Raw genomic sequence first — 10,617 nt, 5'->3', positions numbered from 1 at the left:
GCCATTGACAATGGAAAGACAAACAGGTAAAATCGATCCATGAAACTATTTTAGTTTTTTTAGTTTTCTCTAATCTAAAAGTTCTCTCTCAGGGGGTCTGTTCTTGATAGATCGAATTATGAAAGCATTTATCGAAGAGATTCATGATAAAGGAATCAAATTTACAATGGACGATTTGGCCTCTCGGCTAGGAATTAGCAAACGGACATTGTACGAGCATTTCCCTTCTAAAGTAAGTATTTTGGAAGCACTCATTGCGCAAACTTTAGGTGAATTCGATGAGAAAACAGCTCAGATCACGCAAGACGCAAGCTTATCGATTATTGAGAAAATCAGAGGTATTGTAACCCTTCTAACAAAACATTATGAATTATATGATATACGGATATTGGAGCAAATGAAGCGTTACTATCCAGAGCAATGGAAAAAAATTGATGATGCGCTGACCGATGACTGGGATGCATTGCGCAGCGTCATTGAACAAGGCATTCACGAAGGCATAATAGTTAACAAAAATATATCTGTCATTATGAAGCTAATGATCGACGCAGCAAACTCAACACTCGATCAACGCTTTTATCAAAAAAATGATATTACGCTTTCCGAAGCTTTATCCACCATTGTCGATATTATTCTATTTGGACTAGTGCCTAGAACTGCAAAGGGAGAATAAAAGCCAACGCTTTTATTCTTTTTTTAAACAGCTTGAAAACTATAAAAACAAAAATAGTTTCATGAGTATTGGAATTTACTGCAAAAGAAAGCGAGTGAACAGAATGAGTCTTCATTTTTGTGAAGTAACAACAGAAAACTGGCGCGCTGTAGCCGCATTATCGGTGTCCAAGGAGCAGCAACCATTTATTGAAAGCAACGCCTTTTCTTTAGCCGAATGTTTATTTGAGAAAAACGCAACTTCGCTTGCATTATATGATGGCGAAACTTTAGTCGGCTATGCAATGTACGGCTGGCAAAACAACGTGAACAAGAGTGTGTGGCTTGACCGCTTTATGATTGATTACCGATTCCAAGGAAACGGATATGCCAAGCGGTTTATTCCTATACTACTCGAATATTTTCAGCAATTATTTGAAATCAGAACCATTTATTTGAGCCTCCATCAACATAATTCGCGTGCTCAACAGCTTTATGAACATTTTGGATTCCGCTTAAACGGTGAGATTGATGCAGACGGGCCGGTTGTCGGAATGGTCATGGAATTAAATTTATAGAAACATAATAGGTGAAGCCATATGAAAACATTATTTAGTAATCGCGTTTATTTATTAGTTACCGCTTCTGATTTATTGCAAAATATAGGTACATGGATACGGAACATTGCTTTGCTCTTTTTTGTATTGGAAAAATCAAATAATGACCCGGTCGCTGTGTCGATGCTGACGGTTATCGAATATTTTCCTATCTTTGCTGTTGCCCTTGTAGGCGGGGCGCTCGTTGATCGGTGGAATCCCAAAAAAACGATGATTATAGCTGACTTATTAAGTATCGTATCTATTTTGCTCATCATTGGCGTTTTGGATCTAGGCTTCTGGCCAGCTATTTATATCGCCACTTTCGTATCCACTATTATTACACAGTTCTCTCAGCCATCATCCATTAAGCTCATTAAACGTTATGTTGAACCGAAGCATGTTGGAGCAGCTGTTGGTTTAACGCAAAGCATGAACTCGATTTTCATGATTGTTGGGCCTGTCATCGGTACCGCTATTTACGTTAATTTTGGACTTAAGGTATCCTTATACAGCTTATTGATCCTATTCGCCCTTTCTGCCTCCTTTCTTTCGTTTCTTCCTAAACAGACCCGTGAAGAGAAAAAAGAAAACAGCTCTGTTCTGAAAGAAATTAAAGAGGGTATGATCTACCTCCGTCAAAATAGAATATTGGTTGTTATAGCCGTATGGTTTGCTATAGATGGTCTGTCTTGGGGACTTATTCAACCACTTGATGTATTTATATTGACGGAAAGACTGCAATTGCCGAAAGAGAATTTGCAATGGTTCAGTATGTTATACGGAGTCGGGATGTTAGCTGGGGGATTAATAGCTGCTTCTATTGGCAATCGTTTTGAAACTCGGGAAATATTTACCGTTGTTATTATTGTAACGGCGACGGGAGTGCTCGTTCAGGCGCTTTCCACTTACGTTTGGTTGACCGCATCATTCCATCTGCTGGTCGGTTTATTTTATACCGTGCTGCAAGTACTGCTTAATATGCTATTTATCAAATCCGTACAGGATGAATACGTTGGTCGTGTTAACGGTGTGATGGTTCCTGTATTTATCGGATTTATGTTAATCGGTACATTTTGCTCAGGGTTTCTGAAAGAAGCGACCTCTTTAATTTTTGTGTACGGGACTTCCAGCTTCGTACTGCTGCTGACGCTGCCTATCATCGCTAGATTAAAGCCAAAGCATTTGAGCAAAATGAAGCACTAGCCGTGAGCTAGGGATTAAGTCAAAGAAAACACCCAACTATTCTCGCGAAAAAGCGAACTCGCAAGTTAGATGGGAGATTAGATTAAATCGCTATGATTAACCTTTTTTATGGCTTTTAATAAAAGGATTGCTCTACGTTACTCTATCTGTTTTTTGTAGTGCGACGCGAAGTTGCGGCTGTCCGTGATTTTGCGTCGTATTTTTTATTTTTTATTCTTGCTGGTTTTCTGGATAGATTGCTGACGGTTGCCTTTGGTCCAAAAAATGAACCAACTACTTTGAAAGTAGGAGGGATCTGTTGAACGAAGCCAAACAACTGCTGCATTCTTCCCATCATGGACATGATTCCATCAATACCGCCGATTCGACTAAACATAGACCCTGCTCTTTCAAAACCAGGCTCAAAAGTAGAATCAACCGGTTGACTAAAGTCATTAAATGGTTCATCTACAGTAGGAAGAATTGCGCTTATACGAGCTCTTTTTCTTCTTTCCACTTCGAATCACATTCCTTTTCTTAGTAATGTTGAAATAGGTCTACTTCAAACTATGCAAGTACACCTCTATCGGTATAGTTAGTCATCTATAAAGCTCAAATTTTACCTTATCTTTTTAAAATATAACCTTTCTGCGGGCCTTTTATATGCTTCCAGCCTACTAGCTTTACATTATCAGGATTCATCGGCGATATATCAAACGTCAATCGGTCCTCTCCGACTGAAATGTGCGGACCAACTACAGGAATGGCTGCCCCTCAACCAAAACCAGAACAAAACAGAATTAACACGAACAAAATAGATTGACAAAACTGAATAAAACCGAATAATATGGAATTGTAACTGGTTATAAAATCCAGAGGAGGCGATTCGATTTGTTTACCGATGAGCGTCGTGACAAGATTATTGAGCTGCTACAAAAAAACGGCAGAGTACTCGCCAAGGAACTAGCGGATATGTTTGAATTGTCGATTGATTCCATCCGAAGGGATCTATCGATTATGGAGGAGAAAGGGCTGCTCAAACGTACGCATGGCGGCGCAATACCAGCTGCTAAAGTCCGCAGCGCCCCGCTCCCGCCAGACCTACGTTATAAAGAGGCTTCACCGCATCAAGATGCCATATCTAAATTAGCAGCTTCTTTTATACAAGAAAAAGATACTGTATTTATAGGCAGTGCAGGCATCCATTACGGCATGTTAAAGTTTCTTCCTGAGGTACCTTTTACGGTGGTTACGAATGCAATCAGAGTGGCTGATGTGTTGAAGGATCGTGAAGAAATTGATGTTTATTTGATAGGCGGCAAAGTGAAAAGTTCTGGAAACATTTCCGATACACTCGCTAATCAGTTTCTTAGACAATTCACTTTAGATCTGTGCTTCGCTGCTGGGGGCGGAATTTCCAAAAACGGGGTAAGCACCTCTTCTCCAGAAGTAGCTTCATTAGGACGAACGGCGGTCGAAATTTCTAGAAAACGAATTTGTCTAGCTCCTCATGAGAAGCTAGGCGTCGATTTTTTTGCAAAAGAAGGCCCCATTACCGATATGGATCTATTAATTACCGATAGTGAAGCCAGCATAAATGCCATTGAGGATATTGAGAACAAAGGTGTCAAAGTGTTAATTGCTCAGATTCCAGAGGTATCTTAATCATTCTTAATCGGGGCTGCGGCTGCAGCTCCGTCTTGCTATTTATCAACATGGGACGTATCACATAGATCGCTCGCGTTTGCTTGTATCCGAGCGTTAGCGGAAAACCGCGAATGCTTGCGCCTCAACTAAGAGCTAAGACATCAATTAATCGTAATTACCACACTTTTGTTTCGTTTCCCGCTTGTCGCTCTTGACGGTAACGCTGCACCCACTGCTCTGCCACATCTTCTGCTAACTTATCAAAAGCTGGCGGAGCAACCTTCACCGACTCGGACTGAATGTTCAGAAAATCCAGCACCCTCAGCACTGTTCCTTCATAATCGAGAATAAAATCTTCGTAAACGATCGTAAGTGGAACGATCCCTTCTTCTGTAAAAAAGTCCTCCATCGCCGCTTCCCGAAGCGAGCTTTCGATGAACAAATGGTTGATTGCATCAAAATTATACTTATCGGCAATATCATGCTCTTGCGGTTTTTGGCCATGCTGCCGATGCCACTCTCCGGATACGATGGCCCGCCACCAAGATACGGCTAAACGGACTTTATTTCTTCTCGTCATATAGATATGTTTATCGCAATTCGGAAAAGCTGCACGCCAGACACTAGCTTTTGTCGCCGTATCAGGCAATTGAAAGATGTTCCGAAATGCAGTGATCCATTCGCTATTCATACTTGTTTTCAAGCCAAAAACACCATTTGACGAAGTACCTTCCCGCCACATCTGCTCCATTTTGTCCACCGTCATTGTCTTGGGATCATTGAAGAGCAGCCATTCCGCAGGATTTCCTGCTAGGCCAGTTGATGAAAGAGCTTCGTTCAGCAGGGTACTCCCTGTACGCTGTGAAAACCATATCGTATAACTTTTTTCCGGTCTCATTTATATATCACCCTCTCTATTCTAGATATTGTTCAATCGGGATTCGATGTACGCAACAAGCGCATTTATAGCATCTGCTTCGCCAAACTTCTCCGTGTCTATGATCATATTAGGTTGTATCGGCGTCTCGTAAGGGGAATCAATGCCCGTAAAATCCTTTATTTCTCCTGCTCTCGCTTTGCGATATAAGCCCTTGGGATCACGTTGTTCGCATTCCTCCAGTGAGCATTTCACATACACTTCAGCAAAATCATCCGGACCAAACCGCTGCTTGATCTGCTTTCGGTACGATTCATAAGGGGAAATCATCGGTACAAGGACAACAAAACCTTTCTCTAGAAACATATCCGCAATCTCCATTGCACGGCGCATATTTTCCAGTCGTGCCTCTTCCGTAAACCCAAGATCCCGATTCAAGCCTTGCCGTAATCGATCGCCGTCAATGATGACACATCTGACCCCCCGCCTCAGCAGCTCACTCTCCGCCCCGCAAGCAAGCGTCGTTTTTCCTGAACCGGACAACCCCGTTAACCAGAAAATAGAACCATTATGACCATTCCACTTTTCCCAACTCGTCCTTTGCATAGCCGAAGCCTCCTTTCGATGTGGAGCCGAAGCCCACCATGTCATCTGTTTGTTTTTAGTATAGAGATTTGGGATGGATGCGAGCAAGGTAATGATTTATTATAGCCGTTTGTGGGGGAGCAACGCTTACACCAGCTACAGCTGAATTATGATTCTTTTTCCGTCTCCGCTTCCCACTTGGCAATTTCCTCTCGGACGCGTGGCGCAACCTCTGTTCCTAGCAGCTCAATGGCTCTCATCACTTGATCATGCGGCATAGTACTTAAAGGCACGTACATCATAAAACGCGTAACGCCTACATTTTTCCGAAGATGAATAATTTTTTGGGCAACGGTTTCCGGATCACCCACATAAAGTGCTCCTTCAAAGCTGCGCGCGGCATCAAAGCTGGAACGGTCATAATGCGCCCAGCCTCGCTCTTTCCCAAGTTTATTCATGCCTGCTTGCGTGGAAGGAAAAAAAGTATCTGCTGCTAGATCCGTATTTTCTGCAACAAAACCTATGGAATGAGACCCCACTTTAAGGCGCGAATCATCATGGCCGGCATGCGCAGCCGCTTTCTTATAAAGCTGTACCAGTGGTTCAAATTGCATCGGGCTACCGCCAATGATCGCCAGCATCAATGGCAGGCCGAGCAGTCCAGCACGGATTGCAGAGTCCCGATTGCCTCCGCTGCCTACCCATATCGGCAACGAATTTTGAACAGGCCGAGGATATACGCCTAAATCATGAATGGCAGGCCGATGCCCGCCTTTCCAGGTTACTTTTTCGGACCCTCGTATTTTTAAGAGCAATTCCAAATGTTCCTCGAACAGCTCGTCATAGTCATTCAAATCATAGCCAAACAGTGGAAAAGATTCGATAAAGGAACCCCGACCAGCCATAATTTCCGCACGCCCATTTGAAATACCATCGAGCGTTGCAAAATCCTGAAAAACGCGTACCGGGTCAGATGAAGAAAGCACCGTTACTGCACTCGTTAACTGAATCCGTTTCGTTTGTGATGCAGCTGCAGCTAGCACAACTGCAGGTGAAGATGCTGCATAATCCTTCCGATGATGCTCACCTACGCCAAATACATCAAGTCCCACCTGATCGGCAAGGACAATTTCCTCGACAACCTCACGCAATCGCTGCGCATGACTTATTACTGCACCCGTTTGAATATCCGGCTTTGTTTCTACAAACGAAGTTATTCCTATTTCCATGGTCAATCTCTCCTGTTTATATTATTTATTTTCATGCGGAAGGGGCAGTACGCCTCGTCATTGCCCAAAACAGAAGAGCGAGTGTACTAACCGATGCTCCAAGCAAACATACTCCGTCCCAGCCGTAATGGGCATAGGTTAGAGTCGATGAGATCGAACCAACGGCACTTCCTATGGAGTAAAAAACCATGTATCCCGCTGCAAGCCGGCTGCGAGCCTCCGCATGTAATGCGAAAATCATGCTTTGATTCGTGACATGTACAGCCTGCACAGCCAAATCAAGAAGAACAATGCCAATAACCAAGGCGAATAGCGACTGATCTGTATAGCTGATTAACAACCATGATAGGAGCAATAGAATCAAAGCTATGCCCGTCGTTTTCTGTCCATAACCTTGATCGGCAAGCTTTCCCGCCCTTGCAGCAGCTAACGCTCCAACAGCTCCCACGAGGCCAAACGCCCCTATGGCGGTGTGAGAAAGTGACCATGGCGGTGCGCTAAGGGGCAGCACTAATGAAGTCCACAATATACTAAAAGCCGTAAAAATCAGCATAGCCAGAACTGCTCGGATACGTAGGATCCTCACTTGTRCGAACAACATAAACACCGACTTAAGCAGCTGAGGATAAGACAGTGATTTCACTTCTCGCTTTGCATCTGGCAAAACTTTAAATAATGCAAAAACCATAAGAAGCATCAATGCTGCAGAAAATAAATATACGGAACGCCAACCCGCTATATCTGTTAATACTCCTGCAATCGTTCGTGCAAGAAGGATGCCAATGACAATTCCACTTGTTACCACGCCAACGACACGTCCTCTTTCGGCAGGGGTAGCTATGCTAGTTGCAAATGCTACAAGCGTCTGGGCTACAACAGCAAGCAGTCCCACCAAGGCCATACCTGCGAAAAGCATCAGGCTGGAGGAGGCAAACCCAACGATAACTAGAGCGATCACGGAAAATAACATCTGACCGATAATGAGTCGGCGCTGGTTCAGTAAATCTCCAAGCGGTACCAACAATAACAATCCCAATCCATAAAAAATTTGGGTGATCGTAATCAGAATGCCAATGGTTGAATAGTCAATGCCAAACGCCATCGACAGATGATCGAGCAGCGGTTGTGCGAAATAGATATTCGCAACAGACATCCCGCAGGCAACCGCAAACAACAGTGTGACATAGCGAGACATCGAGGAACCCTGAACCGAATCGCGATCGTTATTTGTTCCCTGTGATGAATTCATCTTTACCTTGTTATAGACTGCTGCTTTTTCTCTAAGCTCCTCCATTTCAAACACACCTTTTCTTCATTCATTTTAAAAACTAGATTTTTTGTACCGATCGGTATGTTATATCGCTCGGTAAATATAGCGCATAAAAACGATCTCTGTCAACGTAAAAATGTTTGCACATGGTTTTAGGTTAAAAACCAAGTTTATATTGTGATTAACGGATCTTTCATTTGACATTGCCAATCGCAAATTATAAAATAATACTATACCAATTGGTATGTAAATATAGACGATTGACTATTGTATTTGATTAAACACTAGAAAATAAAGAGTACCGAGAGGTTTTGACTATGGGAAGAACCCGCGAATTTGACGAAGAAAAAGCATTGGATGCAGCTATGCAGCTGTTTTGGGAGAAGGGCTATGAGGCTACCTCACTTAGCGATTTAACTTCCAGAATGGGTATTCAACGACCTAGCCTATACTCAGCTTTTGGTGACAAAAAAGAATTATTCGAAGCTGCACTGCGCAAATATACGATGTCGCGCGCTGCTCTCGTTCGAACCAAGCTCCAGAGCTATTCCTCTGTTAAGGAAGCCTTTCGCCATTATTTTGAAGGGGTTGTTGCTGAGGAATACGGAGAAAATCGCAACCGTGGATGCTTTAGCATCAATACGATAGTCGAGCTTGCACCGCATGATGAAAAATTCGAAATTCTCACAAGAGAACATCAAATGTACCTGTCCGTCATATTTCTAGAGACCATTGAACGGGGCATACAATCGGGTGAACTCGAAATTCCAGTAAACGTGAAAGCTTTATCGCAGTCGCTAATCGTATCGTTAATTGGGCTAACGGTAATATTGAAAGCACGTCCCGAAAAATCATTTATTGATAATACGATAGAAATCATACTTGCACAGCTTAAAGAAGCACCCGTTCACGGTCAGTAATTCAGTAGAAGAATGAATGTTATTGCCATCTATGCACCACATAAAAATAAAGCCCACTGACCTGTTGGTCGGCGGGCTTTATCCGTTCATTCTTTTATCTCATGCTGTAAACAATAAATTTTACCTTGCCTCAATGCTCATGAGAAAGAATGTTGATAAGCTTACCAAATGGGTCGCGTACATAGAAGCGCCGAACACCCCAGGGCTCCACTGCAATGCCATATTCGATTGGAAACCCAGCTTTTTTCATGCCATCAAAAGCAGCTTGGAGATCATCGACTTCGATTGACATATCAGGCACAGGCGTGTCAGATCCCCCTTGTGTGGCAAAACTAATTTGTATGCTCATCTCTTCGCTCGAACCGTAAGTTCTAATCCAACCATGATCCATTAATAACTCAAGACCGAGTACATCCTCGTAAAAGCGTTTTGCAGCGGTAATATCCTGCGCTTCAATATTCGTGACGATCCGTTTGACCCGCATCTTAATCCTCCCATCATCATTCGATAATTACTAATGCTTCTTCCCGTAATAATTCGGTTAAATGCTAGTGACAACCTTTTCAATGACAGGGATAATAAAGACAGAAAGCAAAATTTCATTTTTCTAGAGGTGAGCTAATGACGGAACGTCTGCCATGCCAAACAGAAGGCTGCGTAGCAACTATTTTACCAGCTACCGCAGCCAAGACAGGCGGAATATGTATGCCCTGCCAACAAAAAAAGCTTCGATTGGAAAAGGAAGACTATATTGCCCGCAATCGTAGATTCTTCGATCCTTATAAAGATGTTACCGAACCCGTTGAAATTCTTAAAATCATGCATACACCTAAAAAACATGATCCGCTAGAGGTCCTTCTCTCCTACACAAAAAGCGAACAGGAACTTTATCATAACCTCACTCCAAAGGAAGTCGCTCAAATGGAGGCGTATGCTGTACAACTTATTGAAGAGGGGGAGCTTGATCAGGCCGAAGAGATTTTGTTATCGCTCGTTTGCTTTGCTCAGGCAACCATCCATCTTGGATTGGATGCGTTAGTACAAAAAGAATGTTTTTATCCAGGGATTCTTTTCAAAGATGCTCTGCCTTCCATTAGAAACAAAATCATGGAACGGATTCATCACGATAAGGAGAATCGCAACCATCTACTGTCAGCCCTTGCTTGGATCGGAGATGAAGAGATCGTGCGTCAGTTTGATAGCTGGGCAAAATCAACTCCACACTGGGCTAGCGAACTTTATGTATCCCCTGAAAGCTATACTCATGAAGGCGGTTGGGAGCTGGATGATGAGGGAAACAAGATAACATTATTCCATTCGGTTCGCTATGCATTTAAGGCTGAAGATCAATTTACTGAAAATATAGCAGTGCTTGCGCTTAAGGACAGTAATCATACCTGCCCATGGTGCGACGGCCCAATAGAAGTACTATTTGATTGCAATCTCCTCGACCCGGTTCTGCAATTTCTGAATCTTGAAGGTGAACGTTTGCGATTGGCTGCATGTATGCGGTGCGCTGCTTATTATGGTGTGCAGTTCATGGAAATTGATTATCAGGGTCATTTGAGCTGGAGTTCCTATAATCAGCTGCCGAAGCATTTTTCTCGAGAGATTTATGAGGATACAGAGCCCGTCCATTTGCTACACATGGTAGACC

The 10,617-nt window shown here is 43.0% G+C and carries 12 protein-coding genes; 6 read left to right on the top strand and 6 right to left on the bottom strand.

The annotated features are described in order from the left end of the window. The first annotated feature begins 118 nt into the window (after nt 1-118). The 3 genes from AC1DSE_RS22145 (at nt 119) to AC1DSE_RS22135 (ending at nt 2,453) form a co-directional block, all read left to right on the top strand. A complete protein-coding gene (locus AC1DSE_RS22145; protein ID WP_477510049.1) occupies nt 119-673 on the top strand; it encodes a TetR/AcrR family transcriptional regulator in 555 nt (184 codons plus the stop codon). A 103-nt stretch (nt 674-776) separates the two neighbouring features. Next, the gene (locus AC1DSE_RS22140; protein ID WP_477509982.1) at nt 777-1,229 is read left to right on the top strand and encodes a GNAT family N-acetyltransferase; all 453 of its coding nucleotides are present in this window, start codon (nt 777-779) and stop codon (nt 1,227-1,229) included. A 21-nt stretch (nt 1,230-1,250) separates the two neighbouring features. Further along, nucleotides 1,251-2,453: an MFS transporter gene (locus tag AC1DSE_RS22135; RefSeq protein ID WP_477509981.1), complete on the top strand. Its 1,203-nt coding sequence runs from the start codon at nt 1,251-1,253 to the stop codon at nt 2,451-2,453. 142 nt (nt 2,454-2,595) lie between these two features. Here AC1DSE_RS22135 and AC1DSE_RS22130 read toward each other — a convergent pair whose 3' ends face one another. Further along, nucleotides 2,596-2,949, bottom strand: a complete 354-nt coding sequence (locus tag AC1DSE_RS22130; RefSeq protein WP_076270337.1) for a hypothetical protein — start codon at nt 2,947-2,949, stop codon at nt 2,596-2,598. A gap of 374 nt (nt 2,950-3,323) precedes the next feature. Here AC1DSE_RS22130 and AC1DSE_RS22125 point away from each other — a divergent pair, with 374 nt between their 5' ends. After that, nucleotides 3,324-4,097: a DeoR/GlpR family DNA-binding transcription regulator gene (locus AC1DSE_RS22125; protein ID WP_477509980.1), complete on the top strand. Its 774-nt coding sequence runs from the start codon at nt 3,324-3,326 to the stop codon at nt 4,095-4,097. Between the two features lie 157 nt (nt 4,098-4,254). On the opposite strand, the gene AC1DSE_RS22120 is transcribed toward AC1DSE_RS22125, so the two are convergent. The 4 genes from AC1DSE_RS22120 to AC1DSE_RS22105 form a co-directional block, all read right to left on the bottom strand. Further along, nucleotides 4,255-4,977, bottom strand: coding sequence for a Stf0 family sulfotransferase (locus AC1DSE_RS22120; protein WP_441885534.1), 723 nt, complete (start codon nt 4,975-4,977; stop codon nt 4,255-4,257). 21 nt (nt 4,978-4,998) lie between these two features. Continuing rightward, entirely contained in the window at nt 4,999-5,562 is a 564-nt protein-coding gene (gene cysC / locus AC1DSE_RS22115; RefSeq protein WP_441885536.1) for an adenylyl-sulfate kinase, read from the bottom strand. A 146-nt stretch (nt 5,563-5,708) separates the two neighbouring features. After that, nucleotides 5,709-6,770 (bottom strand): LLM class flavin-dependent oxidoreductase, encoded by a 1,062-nt coding sequence (locus AC1DSE_RS22110; RefSeq protein WP_477509978.1) that lies wholly within the window; start codon nt 6,768-6,770, stop codon nt 5,709-5,711. Nucleotides 6,771-6,801: 31 nt separating this feature from the next. Beyond that, a complete protein-coding gene (locus AC1DSE_RS22105; protein ID WP_477528190.1) occupies nt 6,802-8,019 on the bottom strand; it encodes an MFS transporter in 1,218 nt (405 codons plus the stop codon). A gap of 338 nt (nt 8,020-8,357) precedes the next feature. On the opposite strand from AC1DSE_RS22105, the gene AC1DSE_RS22100 reads away from it, so the two are divergent. Beyond that, entirely contained in the window at nt 8,358-8,960 is a 603-nt protein-coding gene (locus AC1DSE_RS22100) for a TetR/AcrR family transcriptional regulator (RefSeq protein WP_477509977.1), read from the top strand. 130 nt (nt 8,961-9,090) lie between these two features. On the opposite strand, the gene AC1DSE_RS22095 is transcribed toward AC1DSE_RS22100, so the two are convergent. Beyond that, the gene (locus AC1DSE_RS22095; RefSeq protein ID WP_441885544.1) at nt 9,091-9,444 is read right to left on the bottom strand and encodes a VOC family protein; all 354 of its coding nucleotides are present in this window, start codon (nt 9,442-9,444) and stop codon (nt 9,091-9,093) included. Between the two features lie 137 nt (nt 9,445-9,581). Here AC1DSE_RS22095 and AC1DSE_RS22090 point away from each other — a divergent pair. Further along, nucleotides 9,582-10,617 (top strand): DUF1963 domain-containing protein (locus AC1DSE_RS22090; protein WP_477528189.1); only part of this gene is annotated, 1,036 nt, incomplete at its 3' end.

The organism is Paenibacillus sp. 01L418 (assembly GCF_056400045.1).
Note: the sequence above shows the minus strand (reverse complement) of the source record. Positions and strands in the feature narration are given on the sequence as shown.

What these genes read in the sequence shown, in the direction of transcription:
- AC1DSE_RS22145 (WP_477510049.1), top strand. Translation starts at nt 119, where the DNA reads ATGAAAGCATTTATCGAAGAGATTCATGATAAAGGAATCAAATTTACA.
- AC1DSE_RS22120 (WP_441885534.1), bottom strand. Translation starts at nt 4,977, where the DNA reads ATGAGACCGGAAAAAAGTTATACGATATGGTTTTCACAGCGTACAGGG.
- AC1DSE_RS22140 (WP_477509982.1), top strand. Translation starts at nt 777, where the DNA reads ATGAGTCTTCATTTTTGTGAAGTAACAACAGAAAACTGGCGCGCTGTA.
- AC1DSE_RS22100 (WP_477509977.1), top strand. Translation starts at nt 8,358, where the DNA reads ATGGGAAGAACCCGCGAATTTGACGAAGAAAAAGCATTGGATGCAGCT.
- AC1DSE_RS22110 (WP_477509978.1), bottom strand. Translation starts at nt 6,770, where the DNA reads ATGGAAATAGGAATAACTTCGTTTGTAGAAACAAAGCCGGATATTCAA.
- AC1DSE_RS22135 (WP_477509981.1), top strand. Translation starts at nt 1,251, where the DNA reads ATGAAAACATTATTTAGTAATCGCGTTTATTTATTAGTTACCGCTTCT.
- cysC (WP_441885536.1), bottom strand. Translation starts at nt 5,562, where the DNA reads ATGCAAAGGACGAGTTGGGAAAAGTGGAATGGTCATAATGGTTCTATT.
- AC1DSE_RS22095 (WP_441885544.1), bottom strand. Translation starts at nt 9,444, where the DNA reads ATGCGGGTCAAACGGATCGTCACGAATATTGAAGCGCAGGATATTACC.